The sequence below is a fragment of the Kitasatospora sp. NPDC056138 genome (assembly GCF_042264695.1).
GTDB lineage: Bacteria > Actinomycetota > Actinomycetes > Streptomycetales > Streptomycetaceae > Kitasatospora.
Map to the genome: position 1 here is coordinate 75,808 of NZ_JBHJVK010000024.1, position 22,055 is coordinate 97,862.

25 protein-coding genes are annotated in these 22,055 nt (G+C 72.9%); 7 read left to right on the plus strand and 18 right to left on the minus strand.

Annotation, left to right across the window (positions count from 1 at the left end; genetic code table 11):
- Positions 1 to 124: 124 nt before the first annotated feature.
- On the plus strand, positions 125 to 1,045 hold the full coding sequence (locus ACFC1R_RS17265; protein ID WP_375939323.1) for a hypothetical protein: 921 nt from the start codon (positions 125 to 127) through the stop codon (positions 1,043 to 1,045).
- Positions 1,046 to 1,246: 201 nt separating this feature from the next.
- Here the strand turns inward: ACFC1R_RS17265 and mutM are convergent, their stop codons facing one another.
- From mutM to ACFC1R_RS17315, 10 genes are all read right to left on the minus strand, one after another.
- Positions 1,247 to 2,110 carry a bifunctional DNA-formamidopyrimidine glycosylase/DNA-(apurinic or apyrimidinic site) lyase gene (gene mutM / locus ACFC1R_RS17270; protein WP_375939325.1) on the minus strand — a complete coding sequence of 288 codons (864 nt, stop codon included), beginning with the start codon at positions 2,108 to 2,110 and terminating at the stop codon, positions 1,247 to 1,249.
- A gap of 10 nt (positions 2,111 to 2,120) precedes the next feature.
- Positions 2,121 to 2,894 carry a ribonuclease III gene (rnc, locus tag ACFC1R_RS17275; protein ID WP_375939327.1) on the minus strand — a complete coding sequence of 258 codons (774 nt, stop codon included), beginning with the start codon at positions 2,892 to 2,894 and terminating at the stop codon, positions 2,121 to 2,123.
- Between the two features lie 19 nt (positions 2,895 to 2,913).
- Positions 2,914 to 3,087, minus strand: coding sequence for a 50S ribosomal protein L32 (rpmF, locus tag ACFC1R_RS17280; RefSeq protein WP_030275709.1), 174 nt, complete (start codon positions 3,085 to 3,087; stop codon positions 2,914 to 2,916).
- Between the two features lie 2 nt (positions 3,088 to 3,089).
- On the minus strand, positions 3,090 to 3,734 hold the full coding sequence (locus ACFC1R_RS17285; protein WP_375939329.1) for a DUF177 domain-containing protein: 645 nt from the start codon (positions 3,732 to 3,734) through the stop codon (positions 3,090 to 3,092).
- Between the two features lie 172 nt (positions 3,735 to 3,906).
- On the minus strand, positions 3,907 to 5,160 hold the full coding sequence (locus ACFC1R_RS17290) for a cell division initiation protein (RefSeq protein ID WP_375939331.1): 1,254 nt from the start codon (positions 5,158 to 5,160) through the stop codon (positions 3,907 to 3,909).
- A 223-nt stretch (positions 5,161 to 5,383) separates the two neighbouring features.
- Positions 5,384 to 5,878 (minus strand): pantetheine-phosphate adenylyltransferase, encoded by a 495-nt coding sequence (coaD, locus tag ACFC1R_RS17295; RefSeq protein WP_375939333.1) that lies wholly within the window; start codon positions 5,876 to 5,878, stop codon positions 5,384 to 5,386.
- 28 nt (positions 5,879 to 5,906) lie between these two features.
- Entirely contained in the window at positions 5,907 to 6,491 is a 585-nt protein-coding gene (gene rsmD, locus ACFC1R_RS17300; RefSeq protein WP_375939335.1) for a 16S rRNA (guanine(966)-N(2))-methyltransferase RsmD, read from the minus strand.
- 168 nt (positions 6,492 to 6,659) lie between these two features.
- Positions 6,660 to 7,172, minus strand: a complete 513-nt coding sequence (locus tag ACFC1R_RS17305; protein WP_375939337.1) for a hypothetical protein — start codon at positions 7,170 to 7,172, stop codon at positions 6,660 to 6,662.
- Between the two features lie 115 nt (positions 7,173 to 7,287).
- Positions 7,288 to 9,504: an ATP-dependent DNA helicase RecG gene (gene recG / locus ACFC1R_RS17310; RefSeq protein WP_375939339.1), complete on the minus strand. Its 2,217-nt coding sequence runs from the start codon at positions 9,502 to 9,504 to the stop codon at positions 7,288 to 7,290.
- A 36-nt stretch (positions 9,505 to 9,540) separates the two neighbouring features.
- A complete protein-coding gene (locus tag ACFC1R_RS17315) occupies positions 9,541 to 11,181 on the minus strand; it encodes a DAK2 domain-containing protein (RefSeq protein ID WP_375939341.1) in 1,641 nt (546 codons plus the stop codon).
- 310 nt (positions 11,182 to 11,491) lie between these two features.
- Here ACFC1R_RS17315 and rpmB point away from each other — a divergent pair, with 310 nt between their 5' ends.
- Entirely contained in the window at positions 11,492 to 11,677 is a 186-nt protein-coding gene (rpmB, locus tag ACFC1R_RS17320; protein WP_014138233.1) for a 50S ribosomal protein L28, read from the plus strand.
- Between the two features lie 120 nt (positions 11,678 to 11,797).
- On the opposite strand, the gene thiD is transcribed toward rpmB, so the two are convergent.
- The 3 genes from thiD to ACFC1R_RS17335 all read right to left on the minus strand — a co-directional run bounded on the left by thiD (position 11,798) and on the right by ACFC1R_RS17335 (position 14,975).
- The gene (gene thiD / locus ACFC1R_RS17325; RefSeq protein WP_375939343.1) at positions 11,798 to 12,607 is read right to left on the minus strand and encodes a bifunctional hydroxymethylpyrimidine kinase/phosphomethylpyrimidine kinase; all 810 of its coding nucleotides are present in this window, start codon (positions 12,605 to 12,607) and stop codon (positions 11,798 to 11,800) included.
- Positions 12,608 to 12,681: 74 nt separating this feature from the next.
- On the minus strand, positions 12,682 to 13,707 hold the full coding sequence (locus ACFC1R_RS17330; protein ID WP_375939345.1) for a 6-phosphofructokinase: 1,026 nt from the start codon (positions 13,705 to 13,707) through the stop codon (positions 12,682 to 12,684).
- Positions 13,708 to 14,006: 299 nt separating this feature from the next.
- On the minus strand, positions 14,007 to 14,975 hold the full coding sequence (locus ACFC1R_RS17335; protein ID WP_375939347.1) for a thiamine-phosphate kinase: 969 nt from the start codon (positions 14,973 to 14,975) through the stop codon (positions 14,007 to 14,009).
- A 224-nt stretch (positions 14,976 to 15,199) separates the two neighbouring features.
- Here ACFC1R_RS17335 and ACFC1R_RS17340 point away from each other — a divergent pair, with 224 nt between their 5' ends.
- Positions 15,200 to 15,433 carry an Lrp/AsnC family transcriptional regulator gene (locus ACFC1R_RS17340; RefSeq protein ID WP_375939349.1) on the plus strand — a complete coding sequence of 78 codons (234 nt, stop codon included), beginning with the start codon at positions 15,200 to 15,202 and terminating at the stop codon, positions 15,431 to 15,433.
- A 19-nt stretch (positions 15,434 to 15,452) separates the two neighbouring features.
- Positions 15,453 to 15,977: a DUF3515 domain-containing protein gene (locus ACFC1R_RS17345; RefSeq protein ID WP_375939351.1), complete on the plus strand. Its 525-nt coding sequence runs from the start codon at positions 15,453 to 15,455 to the stop codon at positions 15,975 to 15,977.
- A gap of 24 nt (positions 15,978 to 16,001) precedes the next feature.
- Here ACFC1R_RS17345 and ACFC1R_RS17350 read toward each other — a convergent pair whose 3' ends face one another.
- The 3 genes from ACFC1R_RS17350 to ACFC1R_RS17360 all read right to left on the minus strand — a co-directional run bounded on the left by ACFC1R_RS17350 (position 16,002) and on the right by ACFC1R_RS17360 (position 19,113).
- On the minus strand, positions 16,002 to 17,153 hold the full coding sequence (locus ACFC1R_RS17350; RefSeq protein WP_375939353.1) for a D-alanine--D-alanine ligase family protein: 1,152 nt from the start codon (positions 17,151 to 17,153) through the stop codon (positions 16,002 to 16,004).
- Between the two features lie 101 nt (positions 17,154 to 17,254).
- Positions 17,255 to 18,256, minus strand: a complete 1,002-nt coding sequence (locus ACFC1R_RS17355; protein WP_375939355.1) for an NAD(P)H-dependent glycerol-3-phosphate dehydrogenase — start codon at positions 18,254 to 18,256, stop codon at positions 17,255 to 17,257.
- On the minus strand, positions 18,253 to 19,113 hold the full coding sequence (locus ACFC1R_RS17360) for a lysophospholipid acyltransferase family protein (protein ID WP_375939357.1): 861 nt from the start codon (positions 19,111 to 19,113) through the stop codon (positions 18,253 to 18,255). The genes ACFC1R_RS17355 and ACFC1R_RS17360 overlap by 4 nt, the downstream gene beginning before the upstream one ends.
- A 210-nt stretch (positions 19,114 to 19,323) precedes the next feature.
- On the opposite strand from ACFC1R_RS17360, the gene cofC reads away from it, so the two are divergent.
- Positions 19,324 to 20,037, plus strand: a complete 714-nt coding sequence (gene cofC / locus ACFC1R_RS17365) for a 2-phospho-L-lactate guanylyltransferase (protein ID WP_375939359.1) — start codon at positions 19,324 to 19,326, stop codon at positions 20,035 to 20,037.
- Between the two features lie 223 nt (positions 20,038 to 20,260).
- Entirely contained in the window at positions 20,261 to 20,488 is a 228-nt protein-coding gene (locus ACFC1R_RS17370) for a hypothetical protein (RefSeq protein ID WP_375939361.1), read from the plus strand.
- On the opposite strand, the gene ACFC1R_RS17375 is transcribed toward ACFC1R_RS17370, so the two are convergent.
- Both ACFC1R_RS17375 and ACFC1R_RS17380 read right to left on the minus strand, forming a co-directional pair.
- On the minus strand, positions 20,485 to 20,772 hold the full coding sequence (locus ACFC1R_RS17375) for a hypothetical protein (RefSeq protein ID WP_375939363.1): 288 nt from the start codon (positions 20,770 to 20,772) through the stop codon (positions 20,485 to 20,487). The genes ACFC1R_RS17370 and ACFC1R_RS17375 overlap by 4 nt on opposite strands.
- The gene (locus tag ACFC1R_RS17380) at positions 20,769 to 21,014 is read right to left on the minus strand and encodes a hypothetical protein (protein ID WP_375939365.1); all 246 of its coding nucleotides are present in this window, start codon (positions 21,012 to 21,014) and stop codon (positions 20,769 to 20,771) included. Before ACFC1R_RS17380 ends, ACFC1R_RS17375 begins: the two co-directional genes overlap by 4 nt.
- A gap of 136 nt (positions 21,015 to 21,150) precedes the next feature.
- Between ACFC1R_RS17380 and ACFC1R_RS17385 the strand changes: the two genes are divergently transcribed.
- Positions 21,151 to 21,912 carry a GntR family transcriptional regulator gene (locus tag ACFC1R_RS17385; RefSeq protein ID WP_375939367.1) on the plus strand — a complete coding sequence of 254 codons (762 nt, stop codon included), beginning with the start codon at positions 21,151 to 21,153 and terminating at the stop codon, positions 21,910 to 21,912.
- The last annotated feature ends 143 nt before the right edge of the window (positions 21,913 to 22,055 follow it).

The following is a 22,055-nucleotide window of genomic DNA, read 5'->3' on the forward strand; positions in this document are numbered from 1 at the left end:
CCCAGGTGCACGTCACCCCCGCCGAGCGGCTCGGCACGGGTTCCTCCCGACGGGTGACTCGGCGCCTCCTCGCAGCAGGCATAGTTGTGCTGATCAGTCCTGCCAGATCCGATCGGAGCTTTTGGTGATCCTCGGTCTTGTCACCGCCGTCGCGGCGTCCGCCTGCTACGGCACCGGTTCGGTGCTCCAGGCGGTCGGCTCACGCCGCTCCGCCCGTGAGGAGGCGGCGGCCGCCGGCTCCGGCGCCGGGGTCACCGAACACGGCGGACCGAGCCTCTCCTCCACCGCCAAGGCCGTGGTGACCTGGGAGTTCATCCTCGGCACCGTCCTGGACTTCGTCGGCTTCGGGCTCGGCGCACTGGCCGCCCGGCTGCTGCCGCTCTTCCTCTCCCAGACCATCATCAGCGCCAACCTGGTGATCACCGCCGTGCTGAGCATCAAGCTGCTCGGCCTGCGTCTGAAGAACCTCGAATGGGCCTCGATCGGTGTGCTCTGCGGTGCACTGGTGCTGCTCGCCACGGCCGCGGGGCCGGAGGGCGGCCACCACGTCGAGATGGCGGTGCACTGGTGGCTGCTGGGCGTGTCGGTGGTGCTGATCGCAGGCGGCAGCCTGATCGTCCGGCGGCTCGGTTCGAGCGGGGCGATCGTCGCCGGTCTGCTCTCCGGCCTGGGCTTCGGCGCCCTGGGCATCGGCGTCCGGATCCTGAACGGCGTCGAGCCCTTCGGCCTCGGTGAGCTGGCCTCGGACCCGGCGCTGTACGCGATCCTGGTCGGCGGGATCGGCGGGATGTACCTGCACACCGTCGCGCTGCAGGTCGGCTCGGTCAACGGTGCCACGGCCGCGCTGGTGGTCGGGGAGACCGTGGTGCCCGGCGCCGTCGGCGTGCTGTGGCTGGGCGACTCCTCGCGGGCCGGCCTGGGCTGGCTGGCCGTCTTCGGCTTCCTCCTCGCGGTGGTCAGCGCGGTCGGTGTCGCCTACTTCGGCCAGGAGGAGGCCGAGACCCACGGCGCCCAGCCCAAGATCCCGGAGCCGGCCCACCGCTAGGCGGGCCCCTCCCGGGGAAGCTCCGCGGACTCCTCAGGGGTGCGGGGAGCCGCGTGGGAAGCCGTTCCCGCGCGGTTCCCCGCGCCGCTGGTCGTACCGGCCGGCCGGGCGGTGCACGACTGCTCGCACGGCTCCCGGTGCCCCGGGAGGAGTCGGCCCCCTCCGGTGCCGGGTCGGCTCGGTGCAGCGCGCGGGGTCGGGTCAGCGCAGCGCGCGGGGCGGGCGCTGGCAGCGCGGGCAGAAGTAGCTGGAGCGGTTCATCCAGGCGGCCCGGCGGATCGGAGTGCCGCAGCGGCGGCAGGGTTCGCCCTCGCGCCCGTACGCGTCCAGGTCGCGGGAGAAGTAGCCGCTCTCACCGTTCACGTTGACGTACAGGCTGTCGAAGCTGGTGCCGCCGACCGCGAGGGCGGCGTTCATCACGTCCCGGGCGTGCTGCAGCAGCAGTGCGGTCTGCGGGCGGGTCAGCGTCGCGGTGGGCCGCTCGTAGTGCAGTCCGGCGCGCCACAGCGACTCGTCGGCGTAGATGTTGCCGACGCCGCTGATCAGGGTCTGGTCGAGCAGGGCGCGCTTGACCGTGGTGCGCTTGGCGCGCAGTGCGGCGATGAAGGCGCCGTCGTCGAAGCGGGGGTCGAGCGGGTCGCGGGCGATGTGCGCGATGGAGACCGGGGTGCCCTCGGGGTCGTCCGCCTCGGCCTCCTCGACGGCGAGGCCGCCGAAGGTGCGCTGGTCGACGAAGCGCAGCTCGCGGGCGCCGTCGGTGAAGCGGAAGCGGACCCGCAGATGGGTCTCGTCGGGCACGGCGGAGTCCTGGACGAGCAGCTGACCGCTCATGCCCAGGTGCCCGATCATCGAGAAACCGGTGCCGAGCGGGACCCAGAGGTACTTGCCGCGCCGCTGCGCCTGGCCGAAGGTGGCGCCGGTCAGCCGGGCGGTGAAGTCGGGGGCGCCGCCGGGCTGGCGGCGCACCGCGCGCGGGTGCAGGACCTGCACCTCGGCGACGGTCCGACCGGTGATCCAGCGGGCCAGACCGCGCCGGACCACCTCGACCTCGGGAAGCTCGGGCACTCCCGCGGCCTCAGGCCGCGTTGCCGGGCAGCTGGTCGGCGTACTTGGCCTTGATGGCCCGCCAGGCGCTCTCGGCGGCCTTCTGCTCGGCTTCCTTCTTCGAGCGGCCGCTGCCGTGTCCGAAGTCCTCGCCGGCCACCCGGGCGGCCGCGTCGAAGGTCTTCTCGTGGTCGGGGCCCGACTCGGTGACGACGTACTCGGGGACGCCGATACCGGCGGCCGCGGTGAGTTCCTGGAGGCTGGTCTTCCAGTCCAGTCCGGCGCCGAGCTGAGAGGACTCCTCGATCAGCGGGTCGAACAGCCGGTGGACGAACTCGGTGGCCGCCTCCAGGCCCTTGTCCAGGTAGATGGCGCCGATCACGGCCTCGACGGTGTCGGCGAGGATCGACGACTTGTCCCGGCCGCCGGTGCCCTCTTCGCCCTTGCCGAGCCGGATGAAGGTGCCGAGCTCGAGACCGCGTCCGACCTCGGCGAGCGCACGGGAATTGACCACCGCGGCGCGCAGCTTGGCGAGCGTGCCCTCGGCGACCTCCGGGTGGAGGCGGTAGAGGGTGTCGGTCACCACCAGGCCCAGCACCGAGTCGCCGAGGAACTCCAGGCGCTCGTTGGTGGGCAGCCCACCGTTCTCGTACGCGTACGAGCGGTGGGTCAGCGAACGTACCAGAAGGGCGCGCTCAAGTGAGTACCCGAGGCGCCCTTCCAGGACGTCGTATTCGGTCGAAGCCGGCCCGCCGGCCTTACTCCCGTTGGAAGCGGACTTGCGGGAAGAGTTGCTCTCCGACATCGATCCGTACACCCGCCGATCAGACCGAGAGGACCTGGCGACGGTTGTACGTGCCGCAGCTCGGGCACGCGATGTGCGCCAGCTTCGGCTCGTGGCAGCGGTCGCACGCCACGAGGGCCGGAGCAACGGCCTTCCAGTTGGACCGGCGGTGGCGCGTGTTGCTGCGCGACATCTTCCGCTTCGGAACAGCCACGGCTACTTCTCCTGGTTCTCGGCGAGACCCTCACGGGTGTCGCTGTTCTTGTTCTCGTCACCCTCGTCGCCGGGGGCGGCGGAGAGTCCCTGCAGAGCCGCCCACCGAGGGTCGGCGGCGTCGTGGTGGTGGTCCGGGTCGTCGCTCAGGCGTGCCCCGCACTCGGAGCACAGACCCAGGCAGTCTTCCTGGCACACCGGCTGCAGCGGCAGTGCGAGCACCACCGCGTCACGCAGCACCGGCTGGAGGTCGAAGAAATCGCCCTCCAGGCGGTAAGTCTCTTCGTCCGAGTCCTCGTCGAGGTCCTCGGCCCCGGCGGTCCGGGCGCGGTGGCGCTCGTCGGACTCCGGGTAGTAGTAGAGCTCCTGGAAGTCCACGTCGAGGTCGTCCTCGATGGGCTCCAGGCAGCGAACGCACTCGCCCTCGACGTGGGCCTCGGCGGTGCCGGACACCAGCACGCCCTCGACCACCGACTCCAGGCGGAGCTCCAGCTTGAGCTCGCTCTTCTCCGGTACGGCGATCACATCGATGATGCCCAGGCCCTCCGGGGCCTCCAGGGTCCGGGAGATCCTGCGCATCGATCCCGCGCGGCGGCCGAGCTCGTGCGTGTCGAACACGAGCGGGTCGCGGTGGTCGAGGCGGTTCAAGGTTTCCTGACTTCCTGGCGGCGACACGCATCCCTGCGAGTCGCGAAATGGGTTCGTACGATGTGCGGCACCGCGCCGGGGTTACGAGCGAGCAGCCGGACGATCCGGCGCTGAGCAGGCCGGAGTGGTCAGACTACCGGACACTGGGGCCTGGCCCAACTCCGGCGATCGGCTACCGTCCGCCGAGCTCCCTCAGCCTGGTCATGTCGATCATGCTGGTGTCGAAGAAGCTGGTCTCGTCCAGACCCGCCTGCTGCTGGTGGGGCAGCTGTGCCTGCGGGGGCTGGTGGGGCTGCGGAGGCTGCTGCGGGTAGCCACCACCGGCCTCCGGCAGCGGGTTGCCCCACGCGTCGTAGCCCTGCTCCTGGTACACCGGCTGCTGCGCGTAGACCTGCGGAACGCCGTACGGGTCGTGCAGTCCGGGGTCCTGCGGCGGGTAGCCGGGCTGCGCCGGGTAGCCGCCGCCCTCCGGCTGGGAGTGCCCCCACGGGTTGCCGTACGGATCCGTCTGCGGCTGGCCCGCCGGGTCGAAACCGCCGTTGTAGACCTCGGCGTACTGCTCGGCGGGCGGGGTGAAGTCGGCGGCCGGGGCGAAGTGGTTGTCGTATCCCTCCTCGCCCGGCGCCTGCCAGCCCGTCGCGGCCGCGGCCGGAGCCTGGGCCTGCTCGGGCCAGCTCTGCTGCTGCGGCACCTCCTCGCGGTACCAGGGCTGCTCCTCGCCGTCCTCGGCGAAGCCGGCGGCGACCGCCTCGGCCCTGACCTTGAGCTGCTGCGCCTCGTCGGCGGCGGCCAGGTAGGCGCCCAGCTCGTCGATCGGGGCCTTGCCGAGGAGCTTGTCGCGGCCCTTGCCGACCGCCTCCAGGGTCGCGCTGAGCACGGTCTCCAGGGTGGCGAGCTTCACATCGACGTACTCGTCCACCTCGGGGCTCGGCGTGCCGCGCGGACGGAACTCGTCGCCCTCGCCCTCGGCGCCCGTGTCGAAGGCGTCGCCGCGGAGCTTCTGCCGGCCGCGGCCGACCGAGCCCAGGGTCTTGGTGAGCACGACCTCGAAGTTGGCCAGCTTGCTGTCCACGTAGTCGTCGGCTTCGGCACGCTTGGTCTCGATCTCGGCGCGGGCCTCGGAGAGGATCCGGTCGGCCTCGTTCTGGGCGCGGCGGACCACCTCGGTGTCCGAGATCAGCGAACCGCGCTCGTCGTGCGCGCCCCGGATGATCTGGTTGGCCTGGGCCTGCGCGTCGGCCACCACCTGCTCGTGGTCGGCCATCACCGACTTGGCCTGGGCGAGTTCGGACGGGAGGGCCTCACGCAGTTCCTGGAGCAGGCCCACCAGCTCGGCCCGATTCACCACGCAGGACGCCGACATGGGCATCGAGCGGGCGTTCTCCACCGCCGCGACGATCGCGTCGAGTCTGTTCTGCACGTCCACGGGCGCTTCTGTCTTTCCGTGTGCCGCCGAGGTGCGGCGGAGGCAGGCCCGGACGGCACAGCATCGCCACCGGGCAGTGGAGTACTGACTGTACGGCCACTCACCCCGCAGCTCACAACGGCCGTGCCCGTCGAGCCGTCCGGGCGGCGGCCGTCGGCGGTGACAGCCCGCCAGAACCGTCCGATCGGCCCGGTTCCGGGCCGGGTTGGCGCCGCCGGCCGGTCTACCCCTGCGCGGCGTTCCGCTCGGCGATCCGCTCGGTCAGCCGGCGGTGGACCGTCCCGGGCAGCAGGTGCGAGACGTCCCCGCCGTACGAGGCAACCTCCTTGACCAGGCTGGAGGAGAGGAAGCTGTACGTCGGCGAGGTCGGCACGAAGAGCGTCTCGACGCCGGTGAGTCCGTGGTTCATCTGAGCCATCTGCAGCTCGTAGTCGAAGTCGCTGACCGCCCGCAGCCCCTTGATGATCGCGGGGATCCCGCGGTCCCGGCAGTAGTCCACCAGCAGGCCCTGGTGCGACTCGACCACCACGTTCCCGTACGGGGCGGTGGTCTCCTCGATCAGCGCGATGCGCTCCGCGATGCTGAACATGCCCTGCTTGTTGGGGTTGATCAGCACCGCGACATGGACGACGTCGTAGAGCTTCGACGCACGCTCGATGATGTCGAGGTGGCCGTTGGTGATCGGGTCGAAGGATCCCGGGCAGACGGCGCGGCGCATGGCGTGGACTCCCTTGTGGGGTGCGGTGCTACGAGTCTTGATCAACCTCGGCAGCGGCGCGACCGTACCAGAGGGTGCCCTCGCCGTACCGGCGTGAGCGCAGCACTTCGAAGCCCTCGGGCCAGCCGAACTCACCGCCCCTGGTGCTGCGTTCCACGGTGACGAGTGCGCCGTCCGCGATCCAGCCCCCGGCCAGGAGTGTGATCAGCATCTCCCGCACCGCGTCGTCGGTGACCGCGTACGGCGGGTCGACGAAGACCAGGTCGTACGGGGTGGCGGGAGCCGGGCCCGCGAGCACCCGCTCGGCGCGGTCGGCGCGGAGCTCGGCGCCCGGGAGGTCGACCGTGCGGATGTTCGCGCGGATGGTGCGGGCCGCGCTCGCGTCCGCCTCGACCAGCAGGGTGTGCTCCGCACCGCGGGACAGCGCCTCCAGGCCCACCGCGCCCGAACCTCCGAACAGGTCCAGCATCCGGGCGCCGTGGATCGTCCCGCGCAGGGACTCCAGTGTGGAGAACATCGCCTCCCTCGCCTTGTCCGAGGTCGGGCGGGTGTTCCGGCCGGGCGGCACGGCCAGGCGCCGGCCGCCGGCCGCACCGGCGATCACGCGGGTCATGAGGTGCAGGGTCCTTTCGTGGGTCGGCCACCACGCTATATGGACCCGCCCCCCGGGCGCCCACTCGTGCCGCCGCCCGGGCGCGGGGCTCTGCCCCGGGGTGGCCGCCCGCACAGCCGGCCGGCCGCCCGCGCGGCCCCGCGCCCGGGGTGGCACCGGGCCGACCGGTTACTCGGTCGGCGCCGCGGCGCCCAGCAGGGCCGGGGAGGCGTAGCGGGACCAGGAGAGGCAACCGTCGGGCGGGCAGTACTCGGGGCGGCGCGGGTCGTGGCCGAGCTCGCGCAGCTTGGTGCGGACCGAGTCGGGTGTGCGGCCGAAGCGGGCCGCGATCCGGGCGATGGTCTCGCTCTCGTGGAAGCGGCGGACCAGCTCCTCCTCGTGCTGCGGCACCCACGGGGCGCCGTGGCCGGGGTACAGCTCGCGCAGCACGTCACGGTCGGGGATGGGCTCGGCGACGTCGGCGACGATGGACAGCGCCCGCAGCGCGCGGTTGAGCGCGATCCGGAGGCTGGCGACGTCCTCGACCGGGAGGCGGAGCTTGCCGGCGGCGAGCGGGCTGGCGGACGCCCCCTCGCGCCAGCCGGTCAGGGTGAGGGTGACTTCGCGGTCGTCCTCGCTGGCGAGCTCGATCCGGAAGATCTTGTCGCCGAGCGGGAGCTCGTTGAGATGACGAAATGCCATGGCAGGACCCCCAAATGTCGTGCCGGGTAAGCACCTTGAGGTGCGTCCCGAACACCTTCATTCTCTCCCGGGGCACTGACAATCGGCCGCCCCGACCGGGCGGCCGACCCTCTCGTCAGCCCTTCTCCAGGTACTCCGCGCGGTCCTCGTCGAGGAGGCTCTCCAGGGCGGTGCGCAGGTCCGGGTGGTCGGCGAGGGACGGGTCCCCGGCGACCAGGGCAGCGGCCTCCTCGCGGGCGGTGGCGATGACGTCCTCGTCCTCCAGGACGGAGAGCACCTTCAGCGAGGACTTCACCCCGGACTGGGCCTGCCCGAGCACATCGCCCTCGCGGCGCTGCTCCAGGTCGATCCGGGAGAGCTCGAAGCCGTCCAGCGTGCCGGCCACCGCGTCCAGCCGGGCGCGGGCCGCGCTGCCCGCGGGCATGTCGCTGACCAGCAGGCAGAGGCCGGGGGCACTGCCCCGGCCGACCCGGCCGCGCAGCTGGTGCAGCTGGGAGACGCCGAAGCGGTCGGCGTCCATGATGACCATCACGGTGGCGTTGGGGACGTTGACGCCGACCTCGATCACCGTGGTGGCGACCAGGACGTCCACCTCCCCCGCCGTGAAGCGCTTCATCACGTCGTCCTTGGCCTCGGGCGTGAGCCGCCCGTGCAGGATCTCCACCCGGAGGCCGGCCAGCGGACCCTTGGTCAGCATCTCCGCGGTCTCCACCACCGAGAGCGGCGGCCTGCGGTCGTCGGCGGAGGCGCCCACGTCCTCCGGGTCGTCCGGCACGGCCTTGCGCTTCTTCTTCGGGTCCGCCGGCTCGTCGCCGATCCGGGGGCAGACGACGTACGCCTGGTGGCCCTTGCCGACCTCCTCGCGGACCCGCTCCCAGGCGCGGGCCAGGAAGTTGGGCTTCTCCAGGGCGGGCACCACATGGCTGGAGATCGGTGAACGCCCGGCCGGGAGCTGGTCGAGGACGGAGGTCTCCAGGTCGCCGAAGACCGTCATGGCGACGGTGCGCGGGATCGGGGTGGCCGTCATGACCAGCAGGTGCGGGGGCTGTTCGCCCTTGGCGCGCAGCGCGTCCCGCTGCTCGACGCCGAAGCGGTGCTGCTCGTCCACCACGACCAGGCCGAGGTCCTGGAACTGGATCCGGTCCTCGATCAGGGCGTGGGTGCCGATCGTCAGGCCGGCGTCGCCGCAGGCCATGTCGAGCATCACCTGGCGGCGGGCGGGGGCGCCCATCGAGCCGGTGAGCAGCGCGACCTTCGTCCCCAGCTCGGAGCCGCCGAGCATGCCGCCCTCGGCCAGGTCGCCCATCATCTCGACGATCGAGCGGTGGTGCTGCTGGGCGAGGACCTCGGTCGGGGCGAGGAGGACCGCCTGGCCGCCCGCGTCGACCACGGTCAGCATGGCCCGCAGCGCGACCAGCGTCTTGCCGGAGCCGACCTCGCCCTGGAGCAGGCGGTGCATCGGGTGGGCGGAGGCGAGGTCGGCGGCGATCTCGGCGGAGACCTTCTGCTGGCCGTCGGTGAGGGTGAACGGCAGCCGGGCGTCGAAGGCGGCCAACAGCCCGTCCGGGCGGGCCTGTCGGGGCACCGCGGGCAGCGCGGCGTCGGCGGCCCGGCGCTGGGCCAGGGCGACCTGGAGGACGAACGCCTCGTCCCAGCGCAGGCGGCTCTGGGCCCGCTCGCGCTCCGCCTGGTTGCGCGGCCGGTGGATGAGCTCCAGCGCCTCGGGCAGCGGGATCAGCCGGTGCTTGTCGCGCAGTTCGGCGGGCAGCGGCTCACCGACGTCGCCGAGGTGCTTGGTGAGGGCGGTCTCGATGCAGATGGACAGCTTCCAGCTGGGCATCTGGGCGCTGGCCGGGTAGACCGGGATCAGCCGGCCCGCGAACTGCCGGGCGGCGCCGCCCGCGTCGTCACCGGCGGCGGTCTCCTCGTCCAGCAGCTGGTAGTCGGGCGAGGCGAGTTGGCGGGTGCGGTTGAACAGGCCGACCTTGCCCGCGAACAGGCCCTGGGCGCCCGTGCGCAGCTCCTTCTGCCGCCAGCCCTGGTTGAAGAAGACCAGCGACAGCCGGCTGCGGCCGTCGGTGACGATCACTTCGAGGCGGTCGCCCTTGCGCGCCTTGAAGGGGATCAGGGTCACCTTCTCGATCCGGGCGAGGACGGTGACGTGCTCGTCCACCTCCAGCTCGTCCAGGCTGGTGAGCTGGCCGCGCTCGACGTAGCGGCGCGGGTAGTGGTGCAGCAGGTCGCCGACCGTGCGCAGCTTGAGGCTGTCGGCCAGCACCTTCGCGGTACGGTCGCCGACCAGCTTGGTCAGTGGTTCATCGAGAGCGCCCATCGCACCCTGTGTACACCACGGCTGCGACAGTCCGGGTCACTCCACCCCGATGAGCAGCGGCGCGGCCTCCTGGCCGCCGTGGAAGACCAGGGTGTCGACCTCCGGCCGCTGCCGGCGGGCGAGTGCCACCAACTGGTCGGCCAGGCCCGCGGGTACGCCTTCGCCGAGGACCAGGGTGACCAGTTCGCCGCCGGCCGCCAGCATCCGGGAGAGCACCACGGCGCCGGTCTCGGCCAGTCCGGTGCCGATCACGGCGACGTCGCCGTCGATCAGGCCGAGGACGTCCCCGGCCTGGCAGACCCCGGCCATCGTCCAGGACTCGCCCTCGGCGACGGCGAGTTCCGCGCAGCGGGTGGCGCCGGCGGCGGAGGTCATGGCGACCACGTCCTCGTCGAAGCGCCGGGCGCTCTCGTGGACGGCCAGCGCGGCCAGCCCCTGCACCGGCGAGCGGGTGGGCAGGACGGCGATCCGCACGCCCTCCTCGCGGAGCTGGTCGGCGGCGGCCCCGGCGGCGGCGCGCAGTTCGGGGTCGTTCAGCAGCAGGACGACCTCGCGGGCGGCGCAGCGGCGGACGGCCTCGGCGAGTTCGGTGCTGGCGGGCGGGCGGTCGGGGTCGGCGAGCAGGACCGCCGAGCCGGCCTGTTCGCAGAGTTCGGCGAGACCGGTGCCGGAGACCACGCTGAGGACGGCGCGGCCCTCGGGTTCGGCCCGGGTGCGTTCCCCCGCGCGGGCGGCGGCCTCGGCGAAGTGCGTGATCCGGATCCGGTGCGGGCGTCCCGCCTCGACCCCGGCCTCGACGGCGGCTCCGGCGTCGTCCACGTGCACGTGCACGTTCCACAGGCCGTCGCCGCCGCCGACCACCAGGGAGTCGCCGAGGGCGGCGAGCCTGGTGCGGAGCAGCCGCAGGGCCTCGTCGGGCGCGTCCAGCAGGTAGACCACCTCGAAGGCGGGGTGGCCCGGGCCCGCCGGGCGCCGGTGGCCCTCGCAGCCGTCCGGCTGGCCGGTCTCGGCCGGGGTGGGCCCGCCGAGCCCCTGGCGCAGCGCGACCGGGCCCATCGGGGTCTGTCCGGCGACGGCGTCGGCGAGGGCGCCGAGCACGGCCACCAGCCCGCGGCCGCCCGCGTCCACCACCCCCGCCTCGGCGAGCACGTCCAGCTGCTCGGGGGTGTGCATCAGCGCGGTCCGGGCGGCCCGGTAGGCGGTGTCGGCGGTCTCGGCGAGGCCGCCGGCGGCCCTGGCGGCGGCCCTGGCGGCCTCGGCGGCGACGGTGAGCAGGGTTCCCTCGACGGGTTCGGCGACGGCCTGGTAGGCGGCCTCGGCGGCCCGCTGGAGGGCCTGGCGGAGCAGTACGGGGTCGCCGCCCCGGGCGAGCACCTCGGCCATGCCGCGCAGCAGCTGGGCGAGGATCACGCCGGAGTTGCCGCGGGCCCCGATCAGGGCGCCCCTGGCCATGGCGGCCATGGCGGCGCCGAGGCCCGGCCCCTCCGGGTGTTCGGCGAAGCAGCTCTCCACGGCGGCGGCGGCGGACTCGACGGTCAGGTAGAGGTTGGTGCCGGTGTCCCCGTCGGGGACGGGGTAGACGTTGAGTGCGTCGATCTCCTCGCGGGCCTGCCCGAGGGCGGTCAGGGCGAGGCGGCTCCAGGTGCGGACGGTCGGGGCGTCGAGCGTGTCCAGCACCAGCTCTCCTCCGGGTGAACGCCACGGGAACACGACGGAACGCGGTGGCGAGGGGCGATACCCGCAGGTTATCGGTGGCCGTCCGCAGGTCGCGCGCAGGGCGATCACCGCCGGTCAGCGGGGGGCGACGGAAACGATCATCGTCCGGAGCATGGTAGTTTCGTTGAACCGGAGGAGGCGTTGTATGCTCTCCCGGTTGCCTGGAACAACCCGGGCTCACCCCTTGAACCGATCCGTACCACGCGAGTGGCCCGGGAGGATCAGCCGGGGTTTTCGAACGTAAATGATCTGAAGTCTTGGAGTGACTCCTGTGGCTGCCAACTGCGACGTCTGCGGCAAGGGGCCGGGCTTCGGCAACAGCATCTCCCACTCGCACCGCCGTACCCCCCGTCGTTGGAACCCCAACATCCAGACGGTGCGCGCTGTGATTGGGCGGACGCCGAAGCGGCTCAACGTCTGCACCTCGTGCATCAAGGCCGGTAAGGTCTCGCGCTGACGCGCAGACCGGTAAGCCGGTCCTCCGGACAGCCGATCCACCCTCGGGTGGGTCGGCTATCTGTTTTGCCTTGCCGTACGGCCCGGGGCTCCCGCCCCGGGCCGTGGACGTGTCCGGGCCTCAATACCCGTCCGGGCGCCAGCGCCAGCCGTGGTCGACCGGCCCGATACCCGCGCCGAGCGGGAAGCCCCGGCGGATCGCGCCGGTGACGTACGCCTTGGCCTCGCCGACCGCCTCCGGCATCGCCAGGCCCTTGGCCAGCTCGGCGGCGATCGCGCTGGCCAGCGTGCAGCCGGTGCCGTGGGTGTGCCGGTTGTCGTGGCGCTCGGCGCGGTACCAGTACTCCTCGCCGCTGCCGCCGTAGAGCAGGTCCGCGGCCTCGCCCGCCAGGTGCCCGCCCTTGACCAGGACCCAGCGCGGACCGAGGTCGTGCAGCGCCCTGGCCGCGTCCGGCATGTCGCTCTCCCGCTCCACCGTGATGCCGGTGAGCTGCGCCACCTCGTGCAGGTTGGGCGTGGCGAGGGTGGCGACCGGGAGCAGCCGCTCGCGGACCGTGGCGACGGCTTCGGCGGCGAGCAGCGCGTCGCCGTGCTTGGAGACGCCGACCGGGTCCACCACCACGGGCACCCGGACGCCGGCGAGCAGCTCGGAGACGGTCTCCACCAGTTCGACGGAGGCCAGCATGCCGGTCTTCACGGCCTGCACGCCGATGTCGTCGACCACACTGCGGAACTGGGCGCGGACGGCTTCGGCGGGCAGCTCCCAGTAGCCCTGCACGCCGACCGAGTTCTGCGCGGTGACGGCGGTGATCACACTCATGCCGTGCACGCCGAGCGCGAGCATGGTCTTGAGGTCGGCCTGGATGCCCGCACCGCCGCCGGAGTCGGAACCGGCGACGGTGAGAACGCGAGGGGGTACGGACTGGCTCATGCCTGCCAACCTACCCAACGCCGGTCGGCGCCACGGCGCTGCGCCCGGTCCGGGCCGCGGCCGGCGCCGCCCGCTCAGAGCACGGCCTCCGACTCCAGCCAGCGGTCCTCGGGCACGGTCTTCAACCGGACCACGGCGTCCGCGATCGGCACCAGCCGGATCTCCGCGCCGCGCAGTGCGGTGAAGTGCCCGAAGGCGCCCTTGTGGACGGCCTCCACGGCGTGCCAGCCGAAGCGGGAGGCGAGGACCCGGTCCCGCGCGGTCGGAGTGCCGCCGCGCTGGGTGTGGCCGAGGATGACCGGGCGGGCCTCCTTGCCGAGCAGGTCCTCCAGCTCGTGGGCGAGCCGGTTGCCGATCCCGCCGAAGGTCTGGTGACCGTACTGGTCGATCGAGCCGTGGTCGAAGCGGAGGGTGCCCGGCGCGGGCCTGGCTCCCTCGGCGACCGCGATGATGGCGAACTTCTTGTGCCGCTCGAAGCGTTCCTCGACCATCCTGGCGACCGCCTCGATGTCGAACGGCTTCTCGGGGATGAGGATTCCGTGCGCACCGCCGGCCATCCCGGCGGTCAGGGTGATCCAGCCGGTGTGGCGCCCCATCAACTCGACCACCATCACCCGCTGGTGTGACTCGGCGGTGGTCTTCAGCCGGTCGATCGCCTCGGTGGCGACGTGCACGGCGGTGTCGAAGCCGAAGGTCACGTCGGTGGCCTCGATGTCGTTGTCGATGGTCTTCGGGACGCCGACCACGGGCAGACCGGCGTCGGAGAACATCCTGGCGGCGGTCAGCGTGCCCTCGCCGCCGATCGCGATCAGGGCGTCGATACCGATGTTGCCGGCCAGCGTCCGGGCGTTCTCCACCGCCCAGTTGATCCGGTCGCGCTGCACCCGGGCCGAACCCAGGATGGTGCCGCCGAGGGTGAGCAGGCCGGTGACGTCGTCGTGCGAGACCGGGCGGGCACGGCCCTCGATCAGGCCGAGGAAGCCGTCCTCGATGCCGATGATCTCGTCGCCGTGGACATCGGTACCCCGGTGCACCACCGAACGGATCACCGCGTTGAGGCCGGGGCAGTCGCCTCCGCTGGTCAGGACGCCGATTCGCATGGTGGCTGCGCTCTCCCGCCCCAGGAGCGGTACCGCCCCCGAGTAGATGGATCCGTACGGGCCGGGCAGACCGGACAAACCCGGTCAGGACCGACAGCGCAAGACTACGCGTCGAGGCCCCTCCCGGACGGCATTCCCCCGCCTGGCCCGCTCAGCCCTCCGGGCCGCCGTTCCGGTGGGTGCAGGGCGGGTGAAAGGAGCGTTCGGGGGGCGCGCGGACTCGCGCGGACAACCCCGCGCCGCAGCGACCGACCGGTTCCCCGTGCCCCGACCGGCCGTTCCGCCCCCCGGTGGCTCCGCTACTCCGCCCCGAAGTGGTCCCAGCCGCCGACCCGGTCCCAGGGAGCACCGTCCACGGTGACCTGGCCGCCGCGGGCGGCACCGGCGACCCGGACCACGCTGCCCACCACCCGCCAGCGCGCGGGCAGCTGGACGCTGCTCGGGAAGGTGGCCGCGATCGCGTGGTCCTCGCCGCCGGAGAGCACCCAGACCAGCGGGTCCACCCCGACCGCCTGGCCGATGTCGGCCATCTGCGCGGGGACGTCGAAGTCGGCCGCACGCAGGTCGATGTCCACGCCGCTGGCCTTGGCGACATGGCCGAGGTCGGCCACCAGGCCGTCGCTGACGTCGACCATCGAGGTGGCGCCGAGGTCGGCGCCGGCCGGACCGGCGTGGTACGGCGGCTCGGGCCGCCGGTGGGCCTCGACGAAGGCGCGCGGGGAGCGGAAGCCGCGCTGCAGCACGGTCAGTCCGGCGGCCGACCAGCCCAGCCAGCCGGTCACCGCGACCACGTCGCCGACCTGCGCGCCGGAGCGCCGTACGGGGGCCCGGCCCTGCAGGTCGCCGAGCGCGGTGATCGCCAGGGTGATGGTGTCACCGCGCACCACGTCGCCGCCGACCACGGCCGCCCCGGCCACCTGGCACTCGTCGCGCAGGCCGTCCATCAGTTCGGTGGCCCAGGTGGTGGGCAGGTCGGCGGGGGTGACCAGACCGAGCAGGATGGCGGTCGGCACGGCACCCATCGCGGCGATGTCCGCCAGGTTCTGGGCGGCGGACTTGCGGCCCACGTCGTAGGCGGTGGACCAGTCCCGGCGGAAGTGCCGGCCCTCGATCAGCACGTCGCTGGTGGCCACCACGCGACCGTCCGGCGCCTTGACCACGGCGGCGTCGTCCCCGGGACCGAGTTCGACGGCCGGGGTCAGCGGCAGCCTGGCGGTCAGCTCCCTGATGAGTCCGAACTCGCCGAGCTCGCCCACGGTCCCCTGCATCTGCCGTCCTCTCCACTGATGACTGAAGCACTGCCCCGGTCCGCGTCCGGTCCGGGCTCCCACCCGGTCGCGACCCGCGGCCGCCGTCCCTGCTCGCGCTCGCACGCCCCCGCGCGCAGCGTACGCCCTCGGGCCCTGCCGAGGTCTCCCCTCCCGGCCCTGCTGCGCGGTAGCGTGGTGATCAGACTGGCGGTCAGCCCACCCCCCTCGCCTGGAGGTCTCCCGTGGTACAGGCATACATCCTGATCCAGACCGAGGTGGGCAAGGCCACCGCGGTGGCCCAGGCCATCTCCAAGATCACCGGCGTGCTGCAGGCCGAGGACGTCACCGGCCCCTACGACGTCATCGTGCGGGCCGAGGCCGACACCGTGGACGACCTGGGGCGTCTGGTGGTCGCCCGGGTCCAGCAGGTCGAGGGGATCACCCGCACACTCACCTGCCCCGTGGTCCATCTGTAGTCCCGGTTACGATCGGCGGGTGTCCCGTATCCCCCCTGTGAGCGCCGCCCGCCTCAAGTCGCTGCCCGCCCCGGTGCGCTGGGCCGCGCCGCCGGTCGCCCTGCTGGGCGGGGTGGCGCTGCTGCTCGGCGGCTGGGGCGAGCCCGAGGAACCGGTCACCCCGCCGACGCCGAAGCCGGCCGTGGCGCGGCTCTGCGCCGCCCTGGACAAGGCACTGCCCGACACCGTCCTGGGCCACCGGCGCCAGGACCCCTCGCCCGCCTCGCCGTACACCGCCGCCTGGGGCAGCTCGCCGCGCACCGTGCTGAAGTGCGGCATCGACCGCCCCGACTACCTCGACGACGATCCGCTGGCCTCCGCACCCGAGGTCAACGACGTGCAGTTCGGCATGGGACCGGACGGCCACGGCGGCTACCGCTTCGTCACCACGCTGCGGAAGGCGTACGTGGAGATCACCGTGCCCGAGGGCGCGTACCCGAACTACATCGACCCGCTCAGCTCGCTCACCGACGCGATCAAGTCGACGGTCCCGGACGGCCTGTAGCCCTCCGGGACCGTACCGGCGGGCTCAGCGCAGACCGGTGGAGCGGCGCAGCGCCGCCTGGAGCAGCCGGTCGATCAGCTCCGCGTACCCCACGCCGCTGGCCTCCCACATCTTCGGGTAGGCCGAGATGGGGGTGAAGCCGGGCATGGTGTTGATCTCGTTGACCACCCAGCGGCCGTCGGTGAGCAGGAAGAAGTCCACCCGGGCCAGGCCCTCGCAGCCGAACGCCTCGAAGGCCGCGACGGCCTGGCGGCGGATCTCGGCGGTCTCGCCCCCGGTGAGCTCGGCCGGGATCCGCACCTCGGAGGAGTCGATGTACTTCGCCTCGAAGTCGTAGAACTCGTAACCGCCGCCGACCAGGATCTCGGCCGGCACGCTGGCCCGCGGCCCGTCCTCGAACTCCAGCACGGCGCACTCGATCTCGCGGCCTTCGAGCCCGGCCTCGACGATCACCTTGGGGTCGTGCCGACGGGCCTCCTCGATCGCGGCGTCCAGGTCGGCGAGGTCCTTGACCTTGGTGATGCCGATGCTGGAACCGGCCCGGCAGGGCTTGACGAAGAGCGGCAGGCCGAGTCCGGCGATCCGCTCGCGCGCCGCGGCGCGGCCCGGCTCGGACTCCCACTCGCGCGGCTTGACGACCGTGTAGTCACCGACGCCGATGCCGTGCGACTGGAGGATCCGCTTGGTGAACTCCTTGTCCATGCCGGCCGCGCTGGCCAGCACGCCGGAGCCGACGTACGGGACACCGGAGAGCTCCAGCATGCCCTGGAGGGTGCCGTCCTCGCCCCAGGGGCCGTGCAGCAGCGGCAGCACCACGTCGACCTCGCCGAGGTCCTTGGGTGCGTTGCCGGTGGTCGTCCAGACCACCTCACGGCTGTCCGGGCTGGCCGGCAGCAGGACCTGGCCCTCGGTGGACTCGGCGATCTCGGACACGGCGGGCAGCCTGCCGTCGGTGATCGCCATCCGGGACGGCTCGTCGCTGACCAGGGCCCAGCGGCCCTCGTGAGTGATGCCGATCGGCAGCACCTCGTACTTGGTGCGGTCGATGGCCTTGAGCACGCTGCCGGCCGTGGAGACCGAGATGGCGTGCTCGGAGCTGCGACCGCCGAAGACGATCGCGACGCGCGGCTTGGCGCCCGTGGCGCCCGGGTTCGGAGAGTCCTGTTCGATGCTCATATCGCGTTTGAGACTACCGTGCGAGCGGTTTCGGGAAAGTCACGCGGACCGCTCGAATCGGGCGTCCTTCGACTTCGGCGCCGCTCGGCCCGTCCTGGGCCCTAGCGGCGTTCGGGCTTCGCCGAGCGCGCCATCAGTTTGGCGAGCACCTCCTGGGTGGGCCGTCCGTGGTGCACCACGTCCACCACGGCCTCGACGATCGGCATCTCGACGCCGTTGCGCCGGGCCAGATCGAGCACCGACTCGCAGGACTTGACGCCCTCGGCGGTCTGCCGGGTGGCCGCGATGGTCTCCTCCAGCGTCATGCCGCGCCCGAGGTTGGTGCCGAAGGTGTGGTTGCGGGAGAGCGGCGAGGAGCAGGTGGCAATCAGGTCGCCCATCCCGGCCAGGCCCGCGAAGGTGAGCGGGTCGGCGCCGAGGGCGAGGCCGAGCCGGGTGGTCTCGGCCAGGCCGCGGGTCATCAGGGTGGCCTTGCTGTTGTCGCCCAGGCCCATCCCGTCGGCCATGCCGACCGCCAGCGCGATCACGTTCTTGACCGCGCCGCCCAGTTCGCAGCCGACCACGTCGGTGTTGGTGTAGGCGCGGAAGTACGGGGTGTGGCAGGCCGCCTGGAGCCGCTTGGCGACCACCTCGTCGGTGCACGCGACCACGCACGCGGCCGGCTGCCGGTTGGCGATCTCCTTGGCCAGGTTGGGTCCGCTGACCACCGCGACCCGCTCCGGGCCGACCCCGGCGACCTCCTGGACGACCTCGCTCATCCGCTTGGCGGTACCGAGTTCGATGCCCTTCATCAGGCTGACCAGCACCGTTTGGGGACCGATCAACGGCGCCCAGGCGGCGAGGTTCTGACGGAGCGTCTGGGACGGCACGGCGAGGACGGCGAACTCCGCACCGGCCAGCGCCTCGGCGGCGTCGGTGGTGGCGCGGATGCTGTCCGGCAGCCGCACCCCCGGCAGGTAGTCGGGGTTGACGTGGGTCCGCTCGATGGTGTCGACCAGCTCCTGGCGGCGGCCCCAGAGGGTCACCTCGCAGCCGGCGTCGGCCAGGATCATCGCGAACGGGGTGCCCCAGGAACCGGTCCCGAAGACGGCGCAGCGGGTCACTTGGAACTCTCCTCGGGGGTGGGGCCTTCGTCGTTCTCTTCGGCGGTCCGGCCGCTGCCGGCCTGCTCGCCGCCGGCCCGCTCGCGCTTGGCGGTGGCGACCGCGGCGCGCTCACGGGCGGCCTTGCGCATGTCGTAACGCTCGGCCGGGGCCTGTTCGCCGCGGATGTCGGCGAGGACGGCGGTGATCGCCGCCATGATGTCGTCGGTGGCGTCGCGGAGCACCTGGGCGGTCAGCTCCTGGCCCTGGTACCTGCTCAGGTCCACCGGCGGACCGGCCGCGACGACCACCTTGTGCCGGGGGAAGAGGTTGAACTTGCCCTTGCCGCCCCGGCCGTACGGCGGGATGATCTCGTGCGCGCCCCAGTGCGCCACAGGGATGACCGGGGCGCCGGTCATCAGCGCGACCCGGGCCGCACCGCTCTTGCCGGTCATCGGCCACAGGTCGGGGTCGCGGGTGAGGGTGCCTTCGGGGTAGAACTGCACGCACTGGCCCCCGTTGATGGCGTCGATCGCCGCCCGGAACGCCTCGGCGGCGTCGGTGGAGTCCCGGAACACCGGGATCTGACCGGTCTTGCGCAGCATGAAGCCGATGAACGGCACCGAGAAGAGCGAGGACTTGCCCAGTATCCGGGGCGGACGGCCGCTGTTGTACTGCCAGTGTGCGTACACCACGGGGTCGATGATGGAGTTGTGGTTCACCGCCACGATGAAGCCGCCCTCCTTGGGCAGGTGCTCCCAGCCGCGCCAGTCGGGCTTCACCAGGGCGGTGGTCACCGGCTTCACCAGCACGGCCGCGAAGCGGTACCAGATCCCGTAGTCGGCGTTGCCGAATCCGGCGTACGAGCGGCGGGACACCCCAGCTCCTCCTCAATCAAGTGCGGCACGCGGGGTGCCGCAGGTCGTTCCTGACGTCCGGGTCCCCCCGGGCGCGGATCAGTCTCGCCCGTCGCCTCACCGGCTGTCGAGGCGCCTTCCCCCACGGCCCGGGGCAAGTGACCAATCGCACGTCAACCCGCGCGGCACCCGCCTGGCCAGGGCTTTGGCACCGACGCCACAATGACGCCGATGACCCAGGACACGGTACGCCCCGTCGAGCCGGTTCCGCCCGCTGCCCGCCCCGGCTGGTCGCTGGTGCTGCCGGTGAAACCGCTCGCGCTGGCCAAGAGCCGACTCGGTGCCTTCGCGGGCGAACTGCGGCCGGCGCTCGCACTCGCCTTCGCACTGGACACCGTGACGGCCGCGCTGGCCTGCCCGGACGTGGCACGGGTCCTGGTGGTCACCCAGGACCGGCTGGCCGGGCCCGAGTTGGCCGCCCTGGGCGCACTGGTCCTGGACGACGAACCCGGTGGCGGCCTCAACCCGGCGCTCGCGCACGGGGCGGCGCGCGCCCGGCGGATCGCGCCGTACTCCCCCGTCGCCGCGCTCTCCGCCGACCTCCCGGCGTTGCAGCCCGCCGAGCTCTCCCGGGTGCTGGCCGAGGTGCCGCCCACCGGACGGGCCTTCCTCGCCGACGCACCCGGGGTGGGCACCACCCTGCTGGCCTGCACGCCGGGCACCGCACTGCACCCGGCGTTCGGCGGCGCCAGCCGGGAGAGGCACGCGGCCGGCGGCGCTCACGAGATCACGCTGCCCGACGTCCCCTCCGTCCGCCGCGACGTGGACACCGGCGCCGACCTCGCCTCCGCCCGCGCCCTCGGCCTGGGCCTGCGCACCGCCGCCGCGGCCGCACCGCTGTTCCCTGGGCCCGGTACGCGGAACCCTTGCGCCGCACGGCTCTAGACGCCCGGGAGACAGCCGGAGGACCCCCTCGGGGGCACCCGGAGCACCCGAACCGCCATGGGTGGTCCGCCCACCGGTACGGGAACCCGCGCGGACGGCCCGGCGGCGGGAGACCGCCTGCCGCGCAGCCGCACGCCCCGGCGGCGGTACGCCGACCCGCCCGCGTGCGCGCAGGACCGGCGGACACCGGTGCTCCGCCCCCACGCCCCGATATGCTGCGGGCATGCAGGCCACCGCATTCACCTTCGACCCCGACACCCGCGCGGGATCCGTGCTGCTCGACGACGGCACCCCGGTGCCGTTCGACGCGGCGGCCTTCGACGCCGGCGGCCTGCGCCTGCTGCGCCCCGGCCAGCGGGTGCGGATCCGCACCGAGGGCAGCGGCGAGGGGCGCCGGGTGGTCTTCGTGACGCTGCAGACCTTCCCCGACCCGGCCGCGGACCAGGGCTAGCCGCGGGTCCGCGCCACCGGCACCACCCGGATCGCGTGCGAGCGCCCGGCCATGGTGAAGCTGAGCGTCAACTCGCCGTCGCGCGCCAGGAATGCCGCCACCCGTTGCTCCGCACCGGGCCCCAGGAAGTACCGGTACGCCTCGTACTGCGTCCACCCCAGCGGCAGTACCCGCAGGGCCTCCCAGAGGGCGACCAGGGCGTCGGAGAGCCGGCCGAAGGTGGCCGGCGGGGCGATGTCCTCGATGGACACCGTGACGGCCGTCCTGGACTCGTCGCTGCTCACTGCTGCTGCTCCCGCTCCTCGTCGAACTCGGCCCAGACCTTCTCGGCCGCCGCGCTGTACCGGTGTCCGCAGCGGTCCGCAGCGGCCAGCACCGCGAGGACGGCCAGTTCCTGTTCCTCCGTGAGCCCGGCGGGGAGGGACACCTCCACCAGGTAGCCGCCGGGGCGCAGCCGGACACGGGCCCGGGCGCCCGCCGCCACGGCGAGCCGATTTGCGAGGTCAAACACCCTGGTGGTTCGCACGCCACGCCTCTCCCCGCGAGCGGCCAATCACGGAACGTGAATCTAAAGCATTAGATTTCACCTGATGCATTAGATTGTCAACACTGAGTCACCCGATCTGCCCCAAGTCACCCGATCTGCGCCACTGGAGAGCCAGATGTCGAGGAGTGATCCCGCGTACCTGCCCATCGCCGACGACCTGCGGCGCCGCATCAACCAGGGCGAATGGGCGCCGGGTGAGCGTCTCCCGTCCCGGGCCAAGCTCGCCGAGGAGTACGGCGCCCACCCCTTCGCCCTCCAGCGCGCCCAGGAACTGCTGATCGCCGAGGGGCTGCTGGAGGGCCGCAGCGGTTCCGGCACCTTCGTGCGCCTGCCCACCGTCCGCCGCCGGCTGCTCCGCTCCCGCCACCTCACGCTGAACAGCGGCATGCGCTTCTTCGCCGAGCCCGACCAGTTCGGCCGGACGGACGACTTCGAGAGCACCAGCAGGCTCGGCGTACCGGCACCGCCGGAGATCGCCGCCCGGCTCGGCATCGAGGAGGGCGAGCCGACCGCCCACACCAGTTACGAGTTCCTGGTGGACCGCAAGCCGGGCCAGCTCGCCGAGAGTTGGGAGCCGATGGCGATCACGGCCGCGACCGGCGTCCAGCTGCCCGAGTTCGCCCGCCACAAGCACCAGGGCGTGGTGAAGCGCATGGCGGCGCTCGGGGTCGTGGTGGACTTCGCCGTGGAGAGTGTCCGGGCCGGGCGGGCCAGCGCGGACCAGGCCCTGAAACTCGGTATCTGCACCGGCGATCTGGTCGTGCTGATCGAGCGGACGTATTTCGACGTCGACGGCCGTGCGGTGGAGACCGCCGATTTCGTCATTCCGGACGCCACCTGGGAGATCAGCTACGAACTCCCGGTCGAGCGCCCGTGAACCGGGGCCCGGCCGCCCGGCGCCGGGCACAGAAGAGCCGTGGGGGGGGGGGGGGGCCGGCGCGCACCCGGCACCAGCCCCCCCCCCCCCCCCCGCCCCCCCCCACCCGCGCGGGCAACTCGCCGCCATCGGACCACGCCGAG